The sequence below is a fragment of the Rhizobium sp. TBD182 genome (genome assembly GCF_001950375.1).
Taxonomy (GTDB): domain Bacteria; phylum Pseudomonadota; class Alphaproteobacteria; order Rhizobiales; family Rhizobiaceae; genus Agrobacterium; species Agrobacterium tumefaciens.
Window position 1 is genome coordinate 134,043 of the sequence record NZ_BDLN01000008.1, and the last position, 17,407, is coordinate 151,449.

Annotated in this window: 16 protein-coding genes; 7 read left to right on the forward strand and 9 right to left on the reverse strand. The window is 58.7% G+C overall.

All coding sequences use genetic code 11. The features are described 5' to 3' along the window. The first annotated feature begins 27 nt into the window (after window positions 1-27). The 5 genes from T18_RS20935 to T18_RS20955 all read left to right on the forward strand — a co-directional run bounded on the left by T18_RS20935 (window position 28) and on the right by T18_RS20955 (window position 5,132). Window positions 28-1,155 (forward strand): ABC transporter substrate-binding protein, encoded by a 1,128-nt coding sequence (locus T18_RS20935; protein WP_038494874.1) that lies wholly within the window; start codon window positions 28-30, stop codon window positions 1,153-1,155. 25 nt (window positions 1,156-1,180) lie between these two features. Beyond that, the gene (locus tag T18_RS20940; protein WP_233284969.1) at window positions 1,181-2,317 is read left to right on the forward strand and encodes an ABC transporter substrate-binding protein; all 1,137 of its coding nucleotides are present in this window, start codon (window positions 1,181-1,183) and stop codon (window positions 2,315-2,317) included. 73 nt (window positions 2,318-2,390) lie between these two features. Next, complete coding sequence (locus tag T18_RS20945; RefSeq protein ID WP_038494878.1) at window positions 2,391-3,479, forward strand: ABC transporter substrate-binding protein; 1,089 nt, start codon at window positions 2,391-2,393, stop codon at window positions 3,477-3,479. 59 nt (window positions 3,480-3,538) lie between these two features. Beyond that, the gene (locus tag T18_RS20950) at window positions 3,539-4,456 is read left to right on the forward strand and encodes an inositol monophosphatase family protein (protein WP_038494881.1); all 918 of its coding nucleotides are present in this window, start codon (window positions 3,539-3,541) and stop codon (window positions 4,454-4,456) included. Window positions 4,457-4,505: 49 nt separating this feature from the next. Further along, complete coding sequence (locus T18_RS20955; RefSeq protein WP_038494883.1) at window positions 4,506-5,132, forward strand: dual specificity protein phosphatase family protein; 627 nt, start codon at window positions 4,506-4,508, stop codon at window positions 5,130-5,132. Between the two features lie 113 nt (window positions 5,133-5,245). On the opposite strand, the gene T18_RS20960 is transcribed toward T18_RS20955, so the two are convergent. Both T18_RS20960 and T18_RS20965 read right to left on the reverse strand, forming a co-directional pair. Continuing rightward, on the reverse strand, window positions 5,246-6,805 hold the full coding sequence (locus tag T18_RS20960; RefSeq protein ID WP_038494886.1) for a TerC family protein: 1,560 nt from the start codon (window positions 6,803-6,805) through the stop codon (window positions 5,246-5,248). 301 nt (window positions 6,806-7,106) lie between these two features. Further along, window positions 7,107-8,123 (reverse strand): DUF1402 family protein, encoded by a 1,017-nt coding sequence (locus T18_RS20965; protein ID WP_003518169.1) that lies wholly within the window; start codon window positions 8,121-8,123, stop codon window positions 7,107-7,109. Window positions 8,124-8,381: 258 nt separating this feature from the next. On the opposite strand from T18_RS20965, the gene T18_RS20970 reads away from it, so the two are divergent. After that, the gene (locus T18_RS20970) at window positions 8,382-9,047 is read left to right on the forward strand and encodes a transglutaminase-like cysteine peptidase (protein WP_038494889.1); all 666 of its coding nucleotides are present in this window, start codon (window positions 8,382-8,384) and stop codon (window positions 9,045-9,047) included. Window positions 9,048-9,116: 69 nt separating this feature from the next. Here T18_RS20970 and T18_RS20975 read toward each other — a convergent pair whose 3' ends face one another. The 6 genes from T18_RS20975 to T18_RS21000 form a co-directional block, all read right to left on the reverse strand. After that, complete coding sequence (locus T18_RS20975) at window positions 9,117-10,202, reverse strand: ABC transporter ATP-binding protein (protein WP_038494892.1); 1,086 nt, start codon at window positions 10,200-10,202, stop codon at window positions 9,117-9,119. Next, window positions 10,199-11,026 carry a carbohydrate ABC transporter permease gene (locus tag T18_RS20980; protein ID WP_003518166.1) on the reverse strand — a complete coding sequence of 276 codons (828 nt, stop codon included), beginning with the start codon at window positions 11,024-11,026 and terminating at the stop codon, window positions 10,199-10,201. The genes T18_RS20975 and T18_RS20980 overlap by 4 nt, the downstream gene beginning before the upstream one ends. Next, window positions 11,023-11,925 (reverse strand): carbohydrate ABC transporter permease, encoded by a 903-nt coding sequence (locus tag T18_RS20985; RefSeq protein ID WP_003518164.1) that lies wholly within the window; start codon window positions 11,923-11,925, stop codon window positions 11,023-11,025. The genes T18_RS20980 and T18_RS20985 overlap by 4 nt, the downstream gene beginning before the upstream one ends. 114 nt (window positions 11,926-12,039) lie before the next feature. Then, entirely contained in the window at window positions 12,040-13,272 is a 1,233-nt protein-coding gene (locus tag T18_RS20990; protein ID WP_003518162.1) for an ABC transporter substrate-binding protein, read from the reverse strand. A 68-nt stretch (window positions 13,273-13,340) separates the two neighbouring features. Next, complete coding sequence (locus tag T18_RS20995) at window positions 13,341-14,243, reverse strand: sugar phosphate isomerase/epimerase family protein (protein WP_013762259.1); 903 nt, start codon at window positions 14,241-14,243, stop codon at window positions 13,341-13,343. Window positions 14,244-14,255: 12 nt separating this feature from the next. Then, on the reverse strand, window positions 14,256-15,290 hold the full coding sequence (locus T18_RS21000; protein ID WP_038494896.1) for a Gfo/Idh/MocA family protein: 1,035 nt from the start codon (window positions 15,288-15,290) through the stop codon (window positions 14,256-14,258). A 139-nt stretch (window positions 15,291-15,429) separates the two neighbouring features. On the opposite strand from T18_RS21000, the gene T18_RS21005 reads away from it, so the two are divergent. Next, a complete protein-coding gene (locus T18_RS21005; protein WP_003518158.1) occupies window positions 15,430-16,467 on the forward strand; it encodes a LacI family DNA-binding transcriptional regulator in 1,038 nt (345 codons plus the stop codon). Window positions 16,468-16,475: 8 nt separating this feature from the next. On the opposite strand, the gene T18_RS21010 is transcribed toward T18_RS21005, so the two are convergent. Next, window positions 16,476-17,354: a hypothetical protein gene (locus tag T18_RS21010; protein ID WP_038494899.1), complete on the reverse strand. Its 879-nt coding sequence runs from the start codon at window positions 17,352-17,354 to the stop codon at window positions 16,476-16,478. Between the last annotated feature and the right edge of the window lie 53 nt (window positions 17,355-17,407).

The window sequence follows — 17,407 nt, forward strand, 5'->3', positions numbered from 1 at the left end:
ACAATCGCTTGCTGAAGGAGGAGCAGTATGAAGCGGAAAATGACGGGCGGCCTTAGCCGTCTCCTGTGTGCAACGGCAATTCTGGCAACGTTTGGCGGCGTGGCGAAGGCGGGGGAGCCTTTCGACCTCAACGCCCTGATCGAGGCTGCCAAAAAGGAAAAGCCGATCACCGTCTATGACAGCACGGGCAAGATCGTGGAAATGGCGAAGAATTTCGCCAAGAAGTATGGCGTGGGCGCGGAGGGTGCGAAGGTAAAGGCAACAGCGCAGCTGGAGATGGTCATCCGCGAGGCGCGGGCCAACAATATTCAGGGTGACGTCTCGATCATCAGCGATGCCCCGGCGGCGATGGCACAGCTTATTCCAATGGGCTTTGTCGAAAGCTGGTTGCCGCCGGATCTCGCTGGCAATATTCCGCCAGAATATCAGGATCCGCTGACCGTCGTCACCAGCGCCAATGTCTGGGCCTACAATACCGAGCTTTTCGACAAATGCCCCGTTTCCAATATCTGGGAACTGACCGACCCGAAGTGGAAGGGTAAGGTGGCGATGCAGGATCCGCTCGGCAAGGCATCCTATGTCGACTGGTTCAACCAGATGGCTAAGCATGGCGATGGGGAGGTGAAGGCGGCCTATAGGGCGCTTTACGGCAAGGACCTCGAGACCGCAGAGTCAAGCGCGACAGCGGCCTGGGTCAAGGCACTTGCCGCCAACGCGCCGCTGCTGACCGATGCCGATGCAGCGGCGGCGGAAGCCGTTGGCACGCCTGGCCAGAAGCAGCCCTTCATGGGCCTCATCAGCTCGGCGAAGTTTCGCGATAATGCCGACAAGGGCATGAAACTCGGCCTCTGCAAGGAGCTGAAGCCGTGGATCGGCTGGCTTTATCCAGGTGTCGGCCTGATCACCAAGGGCACGGACAGCCCCAATGCTGCAAAGCTCTTCATTCACTACGTCATGACTGCTGAAGGCATCGCGCCGCAGGCGATCGACGGCAAGATGTCCACCAACAAAGACGTAAAACTGCCCGCCGACGAACCTTCGGGTATCGGCGCCGTGCTCGACCGCGTTCTGCCCTACAGCATGGCCACCAGCCTGGAAGACTGGGATGCGCGCGAAACCTGGCAGGACTTCTGGCGTGTGAATTACAAGAAATAACGGGGGGACCGACACAGTGAATATCATGACCAAGAACCGATATGGTGGCGAGCGGCGGCGGATGGTGACTTCAGCCCTTTCCCTCATCTTCTCGCTGGCGCTTGGCGGTGCTGCCCACGCGCAGGACGCCTTTAATATCGATGCGCTCATCGACGCCGCGAAGAAGGAAAAACCGATCACCGTTTATGCGGTGACCGGCAAGATCGTCGACACCGCACAGGCCTTCACCGCCAAATATGGCGTGCAGGCAAGCGGCAAGAAAGTGAACGAGGCAACTCAGGTCGAGTTGATGATCCGCGAACACCGCGCCGGCAATGTCGTCGGCGATGTCAGCGTCGCAACGGATGTCGCCTCCGCAATGGGGGAACTTCTGCCGGAAGGCATAGCCACCAGCTGGTCGCCACCGGATATGGAAAGCAATATTCCGCAAAAGCTGCGCGATCCGCTCGTGGTCGTTTCGGATCCGCATGTGTGGACCTACAATACCGAGAAATACGACAAATGCCCGGTCACCAACATCTGGCAGCTGACGGAGCCGCGTTGGAAGGGCAAGCTTGCCATGCTCGATCTCTTCGACAAGCCGCTTTATGCCGACTGGTTCAACCAGATCGAAACCCATCATGATGCCGATGTCGCCAAGGCCTATGAGGAGCTTTACGGCAAGAAGCTGGAAACGGGTGAAAAAAGCGCGACGGCTGCCTGGGTGAAGGCCTTTGCCGAGAACGCTCCCCTGCTGACGGACTCGAGCACGGTTGCCGATGCGGCGGGCGCTCCGGGACAGACCGATCCCTTTTTCGTCATCACCTCGGCGGCGAAATACCGCGATAATGAGGCCAAGGGGCTGAAGCTCGGTCTTTGCAGCGGTGTCAAACCGTTTTCCGGGTTCCTCTATCCCGGCTTCGGCCTGATTGCCGGGCAGACCAAAAGCCCGAATGCTGCAAAGCTCTTCCTTCACTATCTGATGACGGAAGAGGGCATCGCGCCGCAGACGGTCGATGGCAAAATCTCCGGCAACACGAAAATCGGTCTGCCGGCGGACGAACCATCGCGGGTAGCCGATCATCTCGACGAGTTGATGGCCTTTGATGCCGCAACGGCGGCCGACGACCTCGACAAGCGCGAAGGCTGGCAGGATTTCTGGCGTGTGAACTACAAAAAATAACGGCAGGGCAGGCGCGAGCCTGCCTTGCCTCTTCCTTGGGAGGGGAACGATGAGAAGAAGCAGATTTTTACCGATGACGGCGATAGCCATCGCCGTTGCAGGCTTATCCGCAATGGGGGCTGCAGCCGAAGAAACCTTCGATCTCGATGCGATCTTGGCGGCGGCGAAGCAGGAGAAGCCGATCAATATCTACGACAGCACCGGCAAGATCGTGGAGATGGCCGACAAGTTCAGCGCCAAATACGGGTTAAAGGCGACAGGCGTGAAGGTTTCCGCCAACAGCCAGCTGGAAATGATCATCCGTGAAAGCCAGTCCGGCAATGTGCAGGGCGACGTGGTGCTGATCACCGATGCGCCATCGGCGCTCGCGCAGCTTCTGCCGGCAGGTTTTGTCGAGAATTACCTGCCGGGTGACATGGTTGCGAAAATCCCGGCGCAGTTCCAGAACCCGCTGGCAATCTCCACCAACGCCAATGTCTGGGCTTACAATACGGAAGCCTATGATAAATGCCCGGTGACCAACATCTGGGAACTGACCGAGCCGAAATGGAAAGGCAAGGTCGCCATGGTCGATCCCTTGAGCAAGAGCACCTATACGGACTGGTTCAACCAGCTCGAAGCCCACGGCAACGAGAAGGTGGCGGCCGCCTACAAGGCGCATTTTGGCAAGGATATCGAAAAGGATGCGGCCGCAGCCTGGATCAAGGCGCTGGCGCAGAACGGCCCGCTTGCCACCGATGGCGATGACCCGGTGGCAGAGGCCGTCGGCGCACCCGGCCAGAAGCAGCCCTTCTTCGGCCTGCTCAGCTCTGCCAAGTTCCGCGACAATGCCGACAAGGGCTACAAGCTCGGCCTCTGCACTGGTCTCGATCCCTGGGTCGGCTGGACCTACATCAAGCTTGGGCTCATCGCCTCCAAGACCAAAAGTCCGAACATGGCGAAACTCTTCGTCCACTACATCCTGACGGAAGAGGGCATCGCACCACAGATGAAGGACGGCAAGCTGCCGACCAATATCGACATCAAGATGCCGGCTGACGAGCCGTCGGGGCTGATGAAGGTTGCCGACAGGCTGATGGGTTACGAGTCCGCCACCGGCCTCAACGATTTCGATCGTCGCGAGGAATGGCAGGATGTCTGGCGCGTCAACTACAGGAAATAATCCAGGCTGGCGCGGTCCTGCCGCGCCGGTCCCTCCTTTGCGAAAAAAACAGACTGGATATGCCGATGCAAAGCCCTTCTTCGACTGAAAACAAATCTGGAAATGAGGAGGCGCTTTCCCGCTCGGTGCGGCTGATGAAAATCGCCGAAGCGGCGGCGCGTGCCGTGCGCGATCCGCTGCTGGTGGCATTCCGCTCTGATATGGCGGTGGATTACAAGGTCGATCTCCACGACATCGTCACCATTCACGACAAACGCGCCGAAGCCGCGATCCGCGCCGTCATTCTCGAACGGGAGCCGAATTCGGCGATCATGGGCGAAGAGGGTGGCCAGATCGGCAACGGCGAGGTGCAATGGTATGTCGATCCGATTGACGGCACGGCGAATTTTGCCCGTGGCCTTGCCTTCTGGTGCGTATCGATTGCCGCCGTCATCGGTGGGGAAGCCGTTGCCGGCGTGGTGTACGACCCCGTGGCTGACCAGATGTTTTCCGCCGACCTCGAGGCTTCTTATCTCAATGGCGAAAGGCTGCGCTCCCGCAGCGTTGCAGATGAAACCCGGGCGACGCTTATCACGGGCTATCCGGTCTCGCGCGATTTCCGGCTGGATGGGCGGGATGCGGCGCTTTCCAATTTCGGTGCGCTTGTCGAGACCTTCTCGACGCTGCGCCGGCCCGGCAGCGCTGCCCTCAGCATCGCGCATGTGGCGGTAGGCTGGACAGATGCTGCTGCGGGCTTCGGCGTCAACGCCTGGGATGTGGCAGCAGCCATCCTCATTCTCAAGAATGCCGGGGGAACATACGAGCCGCTGACCTTGGGGAAGGTGGCGGAGGGGTCGGCCGATTTTCTCTGCCCCGGCTATATCGCCACGGGCGAGGGGGCGAATTACCAGACATTGCAGCGGGTGGCGCGATCCATATCCGCAAGCCGCATAGCCAGGGCAGCGATCCCGCCAAGCCAGACGGCTGCAAACGCCTGAACAAGCAAGGACATGACGGCCGCCACATCGGCGCCGATGGAGACAAGACATGCCGCAACCGGAAAAGACCCTATCTCGCGAACAGGAAACCGGCGAATTGCCGAAGCTCAGCCGCATATATGAGCGGCATCCGCTTTATGGCGTCGATCTCTTCATTTCAGGTAAGGAAGGCGCCAGCGATCTGAAGCTTCTGCGTGAAAACGGCATCACCACCGTCGTCAATTGCGCCGTCAATCTCGACTTCAACTTCGTGGAGCAGCGGCAGATCGTTTCCGATCATGAAGGCAGCGTCTATGGACCCGGCGAAATACGTTATTACAAGATCGGCCTGATCGACGGCGATGGAAATCCCGATACCCAGATGGTTGCGGCCCATTACATCCTGCGGGCGGCGCTCGAACAGATACTGCCCGACAAGCCGTCCTATCCCCGGCGCGAGCGCGGCAGCGTGCTGATCAATTGCCGCGGCGGCCGCTCGCGTTCCGTCGCCGTTGTTGCGCTCTTTCTGCATATGACGTTGCCGGTGGAATTCCCGACGCTCGACGATGCCATCAGCTTCGTACGCGTGAAGCGTGAGCTGCCTGAAAACGAATGGTACAAGGCGCCGAAACCGGTGCTTGCGGAAGCAGCCCGCCGCGCCGCCGGCTGGATTACCACGATCGATGCCGCCCACTAGAGCGGAGGACGGTTTTCACCGCTCGGCCGCTTCCTCGGTGATGCAAATGTGGAGACGTGCCGTGGCTTGCACGTCACGTCGCCATTTTGAAACGGGTTCGGGATTTTTCCAGCTCACGCCTCGGGAAGCGTGGTGTTCCAGACCCGGACCTTTTCGATGTTTCTGTCCGAGCAGGAAACGATCTCGAACTCGAACCCGTCGCCGGAAACACGTTCGCCGATCTCGGGAAGGCGATTGAGGCGCCAGAGGATGTAGCCGGCGACGGTGGAGTAACGATCGTCCTCGTCCACCAGATCGATATCCAGCAGATAGGATACCCGTCTCACGTCGACAGCGCCGTCCAGCAGCCAGGAACCGTCCTCTGCCCGTTCCGAAATCTGCGATTCCTCGCCTTCATCCGGAAATTCGCCGGCGATAGCCTCGAGAATGTCGGTAGGCGTCGTTATTCCCTGAAGCGTGCCGTATTCGTCGACGATGACGGCCATCTGGAGCGGGGATTTGCGCAGCTGCTCCATGACCTGCAACGCGGTGGCGCTTTCATGCACGACGAGGGGTTTGCGCAGCGAGCGCTCTAGGTTCAATTTGCCGTCATGCAGAAGATCGCGTAGCAAGTCCCTTGTTGCGGCGACACCGAGGAACGAATCCAGCTTGCCCTGCGCGAGCATCAGGCGGGAATGGTCGAGTTCCAGCAGGCGGTTCCTTAGCGTATCATGATCGGCGTCGACATCGAGCCAGTCGATTTCCGTCCGTGGCGTCATGATTGAGACAACGGGGCGCTCGGCAAGCGTAAGGACACCGCGGATCATGTCCTTTTCCTCGGATTTGAACAGGTCGCTTCGTGCCGCCTGTGCCGCGATGACGTCGGCTGTCTCGCCTAGGGACTGTTCTTCGCCGACACGGCCGCCCAGAAGCCGCAGAATGGCATCGGACGTCCGCTCGCGCATATCACCGGCGGTGATACGTCTTTCGCGATTGCGCCTGCCAATCTGGTTTGCCGCCTCGATGAGCACAGAAAAGCCGATTGCGGCATAGAGGTAACCCTTGGGAAGGTGGAAGCCGAAGCCTTCGACGATCAGGCTGAAGCCGATCATCAACAAGAAGCCGAGGCAGAGAATGACCACGGTGGGATGTTTCGACACGAAGCTCATCAGCGGCTTCGATGCTGCCATCATCACGGCCATGGCCACGCAGACGGCGGTAATCATCACCCAGAGATTGTTGACCATGCCGACGGCGGTGATGACGCTGTCGAGGGAGAACACGGCATCAAGCACCACGATCTGCACGATCACCTGCCAGAAGACGGCATGGACGACCTTGCCCTGTTTTGGCTTATGCGCGCCCTCCAACCGTTCGTGCAGTTCCATCGTTCCCTTGGCGAGCAGGAACGCACCACCGAGAATGAGGATGAGGTCGCGCCCGGAGAAGGAGAAGTCCGCGACCTGAAATAGCGGCCGCGTCAACGTCACGATCCATGAAATCGAAAACAGCAGCAGAATGCGCATGACAAGCGCCAGCGACAGACCGACGATCCGCGCCTTGTGGCGTTGATGCGGCGGCAGCTTGTCGGCGAGGATCGCGATGAAAACGAGGTTGTCGATGCCGAGGACGACTTCGAGGACGATAAGGGTAACGAGGCCGATCCAGATATTTGGATCTGCGAGGAATTCCATGGTCAGGGGCCTTTATGGGAACGGGCGCGAACGCAAAAAGCCCCGGACTGAACATCCGAGGTTGAAACCCGTTTCGTTGAAGAAAACAAGAAAGGACGAGGCTGGCTTCGCTTTACGCAAGCCAGCCTCGTTCGGTGTCGACTATCGTCGGTACTGTCGCCTTCGTCAGGCATATCGCGGAATTATCCCACTATCAGTCAATTCTTGTGCACGTGGCAGTAGCAGATTCCGGGCGGTCGGGGAAGCGTTTTGCGTGCATCATCCTTTGCGAGGCGGATTTGCAATCCTCCCTGCAAGGGCATTATCGCGTTTTTTCGCCGATATCCGAGGTGGTTCGCTTGTCGATGGCCTTGCCATCGAGGATGCCTCTCAGAACGTCGAGGCGCTCGTTGATAAGCCATCCATAGTAGTTTTCAACCGGCAGGAGGTTCTTTGCGCCTGCATCCACGGCCGTCCGCAGGCGTTCGGCGCGACGCCGGGGTTGGCCGACATTGTAGAGGGTGGCGGTGATGCCGGGATTGCCGGAAATGTCGAAGCCTTTTTCCCTGTAGGCGTCGATGGAATCTCGAAGGATAGCGGCGATGTAGATGATGCTCCGGTCAGGATCCATGACGTCGCGGTAAATCTCTTTCGGCCTGTCGGCGGAGAGTTTCGGCAGACCACTGGTTCTGTTTACGAGATCGGTAACTTGCAGCGCCGTCAACGGGCTGATCTGGCCAAGACCAAAGGTCTGTCCGGCATAGAAGGGCTGGAAGAATGCCCGCTGGAACGAAATCGCTTCATAGCTCACGCCATCGACGACCTTGCCGCGGAAACTTGCATCCCAAACGATATCGCGGCAGCTCCATTGCTCGGATGTCGTGGCAAGCGTCGCGCAGGAGCGGAATTCCGGACGCTCGAGAAACGTCTTCAGGGCAACGCCCTGATAGCTGAATTTTATATCGAGTTCCGCATAGGAAATGGCCTTGACGTAATATGTCTGCAGGCGGTCCACGGCGGTGACGTTGAAAGTGTGTTCGCCAACGATAGCGCCGACGATATGGATAGGATCGATGCCATAGGCCGCTCCCGCCTTCCTGATCTTGCCAAGTAGACCGGGTTCGCTGTTTAGAAGATCGACCGTCTTGCGGAATTTTTCCTCATAGGTCGTGGAAAACGCCCTGGTCCTGATCGCCGAGGCCTGGGGTATTTCCGGCTGTTGGGCGGAGCGGTTTCCGGGAGGTACGACGACCATCTGCTGCGCTGCGGCATTTGAGGGCAGGCAGGCCAGTGCCAGAATGACAGCGGCCGCGCGGGTGGTCTTCGCAAACAGGCTCATGCAGCGTTCTCTAATATGTGGATTACTATTGCGTGACGGCCTCTTCATAGGCAGGCCGCCCCGGCGTGGCAAGTTCCCGCTGCTCACTTTACCGTTGCTGACCGTTCAGATGCCGTGGCTCCCCCGGCGTTATCCCAGTCAACGCCGCTCGTTGTCGGGACCATCGGGAGCGGAATTATCGGGTTCGTTAAAAGTCGAGCATTTTGTTTCATGTGAACTCAAATCGCCACCGGTAGGTCATGTCGTCAGGAGACGAACATGACCCATCTCATCAAATTGCTGCAAGCATGTTTCATTCTGGCCGTCGCGGGTTTCGCTGCGCCGGTGCAGGCGTCTCCTTCGATGCAGACTGGCAAGTTCACGTCGCAGCCCATCGGGCATTACGATTTCTGCAAGCGGCATACGGATGAATGTCAGCCGGTCAAGGAAATGCCGCCGCTCAGTCTTACGCCTGATGTCTGGGCTACCCTTGTTTCGATCAACAGCGCAGTCAATATCGAAATCGACCAGCGTTCCGACATGGAAGTGTGGGGTTACGAGGACTATTGGGAGTATCCCTATAACGGCGCGGGAGACTGCGAGGACCTCACGCTGGAGAAACGGAAACGGCTTATGGATGCCGGTTTCCCGGTTTCCGATCTGCTGATCACCGTTGTCCGCGACGAAAAAGGCGATGGCCATGCCATCCTCACGGTGAGAACGGACCGCGGAGATTTCATTCTCGACAATATGAAATCGAAGATCTTTCGCTGGGACGAAACGCCCTATACCTATCTCAAGCGTCAATCCACGGAACATGCCGGTCGATGGGTGGATATTGAAGGTTCCGGTTCGCCCGCCATCGCCGCTCGCGAGGTTGGCCGGGCCACCGCCACCTCCGCAACCGCGCGCCGCAACATCCTCGACATCATCATGGGGCGCTGAAGATTTCGCCTCGTGCGGATCGGAAAGCCCCGAAGGGCCGTCCGGTCCGGATATGCCCGGTGGTTCGTTTCACCGGCCTCCGAGGCCGGCTCCGGTCTCTTCATCAAACAAATGCAGGTCGGTCGGGTTGATGTCGAGGCCGACGACTTCGCCGCTCCTGACCTCACTGCGTCCCTGTATAGCGATGACCACTTCGGTCGATGTGCCAAGGGTGAGGAAGGTGGCCGAACCTGTGGTTTCCACGGCCGAAACAGGTAACGTCAGCGCCGCGCCGGTTGCGGTTCGCGGCCGGATGTGTTCCGGCCTGATACCAACGATGACACGCTTGCCGGGCGATAAGGGAGCCGGGTTTTTGATGGACTGCTGCGGCTCGCCTTCACTGAAACGCAGCTGAAGCGTCGCGCCGTCCGGGCTGACCGTTGCCGGAATGAAATTCATTGCCGGTGAACCGATGAAGCCAGCAACAAAACGATTGACCGGGCGGTCGTATAATTCCAGTGGCGTGCCCTGCTGTTCGATCACGCCGTCGCGCATGACGACGACGTGATCCGCCATCGTCATAGCCTCTATCTGGTCATGGGTGACATAGACCGAGGTGGCGTGCAGGCGGTCGTGCAACGCGCGGATTTCCTTGCGCATGTGCACACGCAGGGCCGCGTCTAGATTGGAGAGCGGTTCGTCGAACAGGAATGCCTGCGGGTTGCGGATGATCGCGCGGCTCATCGCCACACGCTGGCGCTGCCCGCCGGAAAGTTCGCGCGGATAGCGCTTCATCAGCTTTGACAGGCCTGTGGTGGCTGCAACCTCCTCTGCCGCCTTGCGGGCCTCCGATTTTGCCACGCCGCGCATGCGCAGCGAGTAGGTCAGGTTCTCCTCCACCGTCATGTGCGGGTAGAGCGCATAGGACTGGAACACCATCGCCACATCGCGTTTGCGCGGCGGCACGCCGTTCATCAAAGTGCCCGCAATGCGCATGTCGCCACTCGATATGGTTTCCAGCCCCGCCAGAGAACGCAGCAAGGTGGACTTTCCGCAACCGGACGGGCCGACGAGGGCGACGAAGGTGCCCTTCTTGATGGAAAGATGGATGTTCTTCAGCGCGTGAAAGGCACCGTAATATTTGTTTACGCCGGAAAGTTCGATCTGAAGGGTCATTTTAACGCTCCCGATGTCAGGCCGGAAACGATGCGGCGCTGCAAGAGAATGAACAGGGCAAGAATGGGCGTCACATACATGGTCGCATAGGCCATGATGTTGTTCCATTCGCTGGTGTTGGGGCCCATGAAGGAATTGAGGCCGACACTGGCAGGCTGCAATTCAGCCGCCTGGATCATCGATTTCGAATAGACGAATTCCCCGAATGCCTGCATGAAAATGAGAATGGCGCTGACGAGAATGCCGTTTCTGGCAAGCGGCAGCACGATGTTGAAGAAGGCGCCGACGCGGGAATTGCCGTCCACAAGCGCTGCCTCTTCCAGCTCCTGCGGCACCGCCATGAAGGTTGCGCGCACCAGCACCACGAAGAAGGGCATACTTTTCGCCGCAATGGCGAGAATGACCGACAGGCGGGGATAATCCAGCAGACCCACTTGCGAGAAGCCGACGAAGATCGGCGTAATCATAAGGGACGCCGGCAGAACCTGCAGCATGAGGATGAGGAAGAGGCCGATATCAACCCAGACGTTGCGATAGCGCGCCAGCACATAGGCGCAGCCAACGCCAAGCACGGTGATGAGCGCCACGGCACTTGAAGCGATGAGCACCGAATTCCACAGATAACGGCCCATATTGCGGCTTTCCCAGACATAGGCATAGGTCTGCCATTGCGGATCGGCCGGCCAGAAGCCCGGCGGGTTCGCAAACATCTCCGAGCCGCTTTTCAGCGAGGTCAGATACATCCAGTAGAGCGGAAAGAGATAGATGACGGCAAGCACGATGGCGATTGCCAGCATCAACCGGTTGCGGGTCGTGATACTCATCCGCGCACCTCATGCCGTGTCGAGCGCACATAAACGACGGAAGCCAGCATGACGAAAACGATCATGATGACGGAGATCGTCGCGCCCTTGCCGAAATCATATTGCCGGAACGAAAGATCCCAGGCCCAATATTGCGCCACGTTGGAACTGTTGTTGGGCCCACCATCGGTGATGGCGGCGAAAAGATCGAACTGCTGAAGCGTGAAGATCAGGCCGAGCGAGATGATCGCGCCGATGGTGGAACGCATCATCGGCAGGGTGATGGTGTAAAAACGCTGCCAGGCGTTCGCGCCATCCAGCTCCGCCGCTTCGTAGAGATCGCCGGGGATGGAGGCGAGGCCGACAGAAAGAAGGATCATGTTGAACGAGGTGCCGAGCCAGATATTGGCGATGACCACGGCCCAGAGCGAAAAATTCGCGTCCGATCGCCAGAAGATATTGCCTGAGATCATGCCGCTTTCCCGCAGGAAGAAATTCAGCACGCCGAAATCGCCTGACAATATCCAGTTCCAGATCGCGCCGACGACGAGGCCGGGCATGACCCAGGAAACGAGGAACAGCCCGCGCAGCCAGGTGGCGCCGGGAAAGTTCACCCAGAAGAACAGCGCCAGACCGAAGCCGATGGCAAATTGCCCGGCAATCGAGGTGACGACAAAGGTGACGGTGTTGAAAAGGATCGGCAATGTTTCCGGTTGCCGGAACAGGTCGATATAATTCTTGAAGCCGACGAAGGGGCGCACGAAGGTGCCCAGGCTGAACATGTCGACTTCCTGAAAGCTCATGACGATGTTGTAGATGAGCGGCAGCCCCGCCATGACGAACAGGAAGCCCAAAGGAAATGCGACGAGGATGAGGTCGAAACCACGACCGTCGCTGACGCTGGAAAACAGTTTTTTCATGAAACATCCTCACAAGCTCCGATCGGGGCCGCCGCTGCATTAAGCAGCAGGCAGCCCCACCGGGAGGAACCCCTTGGATGGGGCCGGGTGAACCCGGCCGCCCGCCCAGACAGATCAGCCTTCGATCAGCTTTATCTTTTCAGCGGCCTGATCGAGCGCGGCCTTCGGCGTCATCTGACCCGACAGGGCGCCCTGGATAGCGTCCTGGATCGCCTTGGAAATCTTCGGCCATTCAGGCGAGGGACCACGCGGCTGCGCATATTTGAGTTGCTCGATAAAGGTCTTGAGCGCTTCGTCCTTCAGCGCGTTGCCGGTGGGCGGAACGGGAATATCGGAACGCGCCGGCAATTGCCCGAAGTTCTTGAACATGTCCTTGTCCTGCGAGGCGAAAAATTCGATGGCCTTGAAGGCTTCGGCGGGATGTTTGCTCTTGGAGAAGATCGCCCAGTTATAGTCGCCCATGGCCGAAGACCGCGGCGCGTCCGGCGTCGGAACCGGCAGTAGCGTCACGCCCCAGTCGAACTTGGCGTCCTTGAGCATGCGGTCGATTTCCCAAGGACCGGAGATCGCCATGGCCGCGTTGCCGGCGTTGAAGGTGGCGGTGGAATCCCACTGGCTGCGCGTCAGCGTATCCGGCGAGGCCAGCTTTTCACTGAGAAGGGTCTTCCATGTTTCAAGCGCTTTCACCGCGCCATCGGTATTGATGTTTTTGTAGGTGGCGCCGGCCATCTGCGCCCATGGCAGAAACTGGAAGGTGCCCTCCTCGTTGGCCTTGGCGCTGAAGCTGATGCCGTAAACATTCTTGGCGGGGTTGGTCAGCTTGCGGGCAGCTTCCACAAGCTCGTCCCAGGTCTGCGGCGGTTTTGCCGCATCGAGACCGGCTGCCTTGAACAGGTCCTTGTTGTAATAGAGTGCGATCGTATTCGTCGCCTTCGGGACGCCGAAATATTTGCCGTCCCAGGTTACGGATTTCAGCGGGCCCGGAAAATAGTTTGCCGTCTTGATGACGTCCGACTTCGCAATCATATCCGTCACGTCAAGAAACGCGCCACGTGCGGCGAACATGGCGTGGTTTGGGTTGTCGATGGCGATGATATCGGGCGCGTTGCCGGTCGAGTAGGCGCGCATGGATTCGCTCACCACATCATCGAACTGCAACTGCCGATATTCGATCTTGATGCCGTTATTGAGCTTGTTGAACTCGTTAACGAGGTTGGGTGCCGGCTGGATGTCCCTGTCCAGCGACCACAGGGTCAAGGTCACATCTTCCGCATGCGCCACCATCGCACCGGCGGATACGCCTGCCAGAACAAGCGCACTGGCGATCATGCATTTCGCGATACCCATAATAATCTCCTCCTCTTGGTTATCGTCTCTGCAATTACTGGAAGCCTTCTCCCAAAGGCTTCCATTCCTCAGGTGGGATCGACGACAAAATCGCCGCCCCGGCAATGTTTCAGATAGTTCAGGCCGTGTACCTGTCCCGTCATTTCCAGCGCGTCGCGATAGACGGGGTCATGCCAGCCTTCGATGTCGATCGAGCCGGACCAGCCGGCCAGGCGCAGTTCCGAAATAATGTCCGTCCAGTTGCTGTCGCCGAAGCCCGGCGTGCGCATGAAGACGAATTTTTCCTTGCCGAAAATCCCATGCTCACGAATGACATCCCAACGAATGGTCGCATCCTTGCCGTGCACGTGGAAAATCTTGTCCGCCCATTTGCGGATCTGCGGCAGCGGATCGATGAGATAAACCATCTGGTGGCAGGGTTCCCATTCGATGCCGATATTCTCGTCCGGCGTTTCGTTGAACATCAGTTCCCACGCATCCGGATTATGGGCGATGTTCCAGTCGCCGGTCTGCCAGTTGCCGTCCATGGCGCAATTTTCAAAGGCGATCTTCACGCCCTTGTCCGCTGCGCGTTTGGCAAGCTCGCTCCAGATTTCCTTGTAACGGGGCAGGCTCTCGGGCAGCGGCTTTCCGCGCAGGCGGCCGGTGAAACCGGCAACGCAGGTGGCACCGAAGTGATGGGCATTGTCGATGCAGTCTTTCCAGCCCTGCAAGGTCTGAAGGTCGATTTCCGTTTCCTCCAGCGGATTGCCGAACATGCCGAGCGTGCCGATGGTGATGTCGCGGTCACCGATCGCGTCAAGTGAACGCTTGCCAAGCTCGGCAAGGTCCTGGCCGTTGGTCGTCTGCCAGAAGAACGGTTCGAAGCTTTCGAAACCAAGATCGGCTATCTGCCCGATGCGTTCAGCTGCCTGTCCCTTGGTGGCGCTGACCATGGTGCCGATGCGGATGGATTTTGCCGGATTGCTCACGTCTGTCGGTCCTTATGCTGCGATGGAAACGCGCTGGCCGATGCGGGCGCTTTCAATCGCGCCGATCACCATTGCCAGGCTGTTGATGTTGTCGAAGGAAGCCGTTTCCGGCATCTGGCCGGTAAGGATGGATTGAAGAAACGAGAGTATGACGCTGGCGTGGCCGTGCGTATCCTTCTCGGAAATACTGTCGGAAACGTTTACGGTCTTGAATCCGCGTAGAAGACCCGGCTCTTCGCCGGCGACGGATGCGGAGAAATTGTCTTCGCCGTCCCAGAGGATCATGCCCTTGGAGCCAATCAGCCGCCAGCGGGCTTCCCAACTGGTTCTTTCGCCTTCCGCGCACCAGGAGCCGCGATAGGTAAAGACCACATCGTTGGAGAACTCGAATATGGCATTGGCGCTTGCCCCGTGGGCGTACCAGGAGCCTGCCGGATTTTTCTCCACGCAAAACACGGAGAGCGGCTTTTCATCGGCGACGAAACGCGCCGCATCGAAAGTGTGGATCGCCATGTCGAGAAGAAGAACGTTCTTCATCTCCTCGCGGAAACCGCCGAAATGGGGCCCGAGGAAAAAGTCGCAGTGAATGGCCGTCAAATCACCGATAATGCCGTCTTCCACGGCCCGGCGCAGCCGCCGGATACCGGAGATAAAGCGCCGGTTTTGCACCACAGCATGAATTTTTCCGGCCTTTTCCGCCAGTTCCACCAGCTTTTCGGCTTCTTCCATCGAGGCCGCAAGCGGCTTTTCGCTGAGCACATGACACCCGGCTGCAAGACCGGTTTCAACCACGGCATACCGTGCCTGCGGGATGACGACATCGAACAGGATGTCGGCTTTGGTCCGTGCGAGAACATCGCGGAGATCGACGCCGATGATGACGTCGGTGAGGGAGAATTCTTCGGCAAGCGCGCGTGCCGTGTCTTCGTTCAGATCGACGAACCCGACGATCTTGATCGCGCCGAGAATGTCCGGCGTCGATTGAATGGCGCGCAGCCAGCCTTTGGCCATAGCTCCGCACCCGCATAAAACGGCATTGTATGTCATCTTCTCTCCCCGCTCTCTGGGCAAACTCCTCTTTGCGCAGAGCATCGTAAACGTTTACGACACTAGGATGATCATGTTAGATATGTCAATACCGTTATTGGGGACCCATATTTGGTACCCGGCTCAGGAGGGGGAGTGCATGAAAGGAATTCGTCAGCTTGCCGATTATCTGGAGATATCGATAGGCACCGTTTCCCGTGCCTTGAACGGCAAGCCCGACGTTAACGAGGAGACGCGGCGGCGTGTTCTGGAGGCGGCGGAAAAACTTGGCTATGTCGCAAACCAGTCAGGCCGCAGCCTCAGGCAGGGGACGACTAACGTCATCGGCCTGATGACCGGCAGCGACGCGCAGACGGTGGAAAACTCCGACAACTTCTTCATGGGAGTGACGGATGGTTTGCAAAGCGTGTTTTCCGCTCACAATCTCGATCTTATCGTTCTGCCGTGTCCGGGTGAGGAAGACCCGGACGAATATCTCAAGCGCATGGTGGCGCGCCGCATGGTGGATGCGATGATCATTTCCTCGACCCGCCGTGTCGATAAGCGTGTCGATTTTTTAAAGCAGACCCGCTTGCCTTTCGTAACGCTCGGCCGCACCTCTTCCAGCGCCGATCATGCGTGGATCGATCTCGATTTCGAGGAGGTTGCGCGCAGTGCCGTCAACCGGCTCGCCGCTGCCGGCCATCGCACCATTGCGGTTGCCGCACCCGATAGCGACGTCAATCTCGGTTATGTTTTCATGGACGGGTACCGGCGCGGACTGGAGGAGAACGGCATTGCTTACGATCCTTCTCTGGTCATCCGGGCGAAATCGAGCGAGCAGGGCGGATATCACGCCGCCAGCGAGTGGCTACAGATGCGGCCGCGGCCAACCGCGCTTGTGCTGATCTATGAGTTGATGGCCCTTGGCCTTTATCGCCGTCTGGCGGAAGTGGGTCTGAAACCGGGACGGGATCTTGCGGTCATCGGTTTTCGTGATGGTCCACGCGGCCAGTTTCTCGAACCGCGATTGACCAGTTTCCGCATGTCCCTGCACGATCTCGGTGTAATGGTCGCGCAGACGCTTCTGTCTACCATGCCGGCCTATGCGCCGTTTTACCCAAATCAGGCGCGTTACTGCGTCTGGCCGATGCAGCTTGTCGCCGGAGAGAGCGACCCAGGCCCCGCATCTTTATAAGCGTGGCGTCAAGGCTTGTGGTCTCGAATGGTCGCAACGCCGAACGGATTGAATTTATATTCGTCCTCCTCATACCGCGTGTCATCGGACAGGTCGGCACGACGATCCTTCACGGCCGCTTCAACCCCGTTGCGGGTCATTTGATCGGCGATATCGTCAATCAGCGCGGCGATCTTCAGCTGCTCGCTATTTGTTGAGGGCTGCTGCTGGTCTTTTCGGGTGAAGTGTATCTCCACGTCAGGCAATCCGACCAGATGAAAGCCGACGCTCCCCATGCCGTCGGCATCGCCGCCGATGGGCCGGCGCGCGAAGGCTAGACGGCAGGTTCTGGCGAATGCCAGGGCGTCGTTTGCGGTCGCGTTACGGCGCGACTGTTCGAAGAGTTCCTTCCACCGCTGCACACCATGGGCAACGCCGGCGCTTTCACCCTTTACAGCAACTGCGCCACTATCGAGCATGTGGTGCACGAACATCAGGGCTTTACCGCAGGTCGCCACGGCTGTTTCCGCGGCCATTGACGGGCCAAGCACATAAAGAACCGAGCCGTGGCCTGCAACTGCCTCCTCGTCACTCTCCTGATAGGCGTCCGGCTCGACACGATCCCAGCAGACATTGAAGGAGCGTTCCATCCTGTCGTCCGGTTCATCCTGCGAATAATCCTCATCGAGACTGAAATCGCCGGCAAATTTATCGATAGCGGCGCGAGCGCTCTGCCGCAGCGCTGCCAGACCATTTTCCGGGCCAAGAAAACAAAGGACATGCCGGGGTTTGTATTCGGAGCGGGATTGGGCAACTGCCGGAACGTTGCTCGCGGCCTTGCCGACAGACGGTCTTCCCAGCACAAGGCCACCTAAAAGCGCGAGAACGCCACGACGCTCTGAATTCATCCCATTCCCCCCACGGCTCCCCTAAACAGGATCGAGGACTTTTATACCGGTAC

What these genes read in the sequence shown, in the direction of transcription:
- T18_RS20935 (WP_038494874.1), top strand. Translation starts at nt 28, where the DNA reads ATGAAGCGGAAAATGACGGGCGGCCTTAGCCGTCTCCTGTGTGCAACG.
- T18_RS20985 (WP_003518164.1), bottom strand. Translation starts at nt 11,925, where the DNA reads ATGAAAAAACTGTTTTCCAGCGTCAGCGACGGTCGTGGTTTCGACCTC.
- T18_RS20940 (WP_233284969.1), top strand. Translation starts at nt 1,181, where the DNA reads ATGACCAAGAACCGATATGGTGGCGAGCGGCGGCGGATGGTGACTTCA.
- T18_RS20970 (WP_038494889.1), top strand. Translation starts at nt 8,382, where the DNA reads ATGACCCATCTCATCAAATTGCTGCAAGCATGTTTCATTCTGGCCGTC.
- T18_RS21010 (WP_038494899.1), bottom strand. Translation starts at nt 17,354, where the DNA reads ATGAATTCAGAGCGTCGTGGCGTTCTCGCGCTTTTAGGTGGCCTTGTG.
- T18_RS20990 (WP_003518162.1), bottom strand. Translation starts at nt 13,272, where the DNA reads ATGGGTATCGCGAAATGCATGATCGCCAGTGCGCTTGTTCTGGCAGGC.
- T18_RS20945 (WP_038494878.1), top strand. Translation starts at nt 2,391, where the DNA reads ATGACGGCGATAGCCATCGCCGTTGCAGGCTTATCCGCAATGGGGGCT.
- T18_RS20960 (WP_038494886.1), bottom strand. Translation starts at nt 6,805, where the DNA reads ATGGAATTCCTCGCAGATCCAAATATCTGGATCGGCCTCGTTACCCTT.
- T18_RS20980 (WP_003518166.1), bottom strand. Translation starts at nt 11,026, where the DNA reads ATGAGTATCACGACCCGCAACCGGTTGATGCTGGCAATCGCCATCGTG.
- T18_RS20950 (WP_038494881.1), top strand. Translation starts at nt 3,539, where the DNA reads ATGCCGATGCAAAGCCCTTCTTCGACTGAAAACAAATCTGGAAATGAG.
- T18_RS20975 (WP_038494892.1), bottom strand. Translation starts at nt 10,202, where the DNA reads ATGACCCTTCAGATCGAACTTTCCGGCGTAAACAAATATTACGGTGCC.
- T18_RS20955 (WP_038494883.1), top strand. Translation starts at nt 4,506, where the DNA reads ATGCCGCAACCGGAAAAGACCCTATCTCGCGAACAGGAAACCGGCGAA.
- T18_RS21005 (WP_003518158.1), top strand. Translation starts at nt 15,430, where the DNA reads ATGAAAGGAATTCGTCAGCTTGCCGATTATCTGGAGATATCGATAGGC.
- T18_RS21000 (WP_038494896.1), bottom strand. Translation starts at nt 15,290, where the DNA reads ATGACATACAATGCCGTTTTATGCGGGTGCGGAGCTATGGCCAAAGGC.
- T18_RS20965 (WP_003518169.1), bottom strand. Translation starts at nt 8,123, where the DNA reads ATGAGCCTGTTTGCGAAGACCACCCGCGCGGCCGCTGTCATTCTGGCA.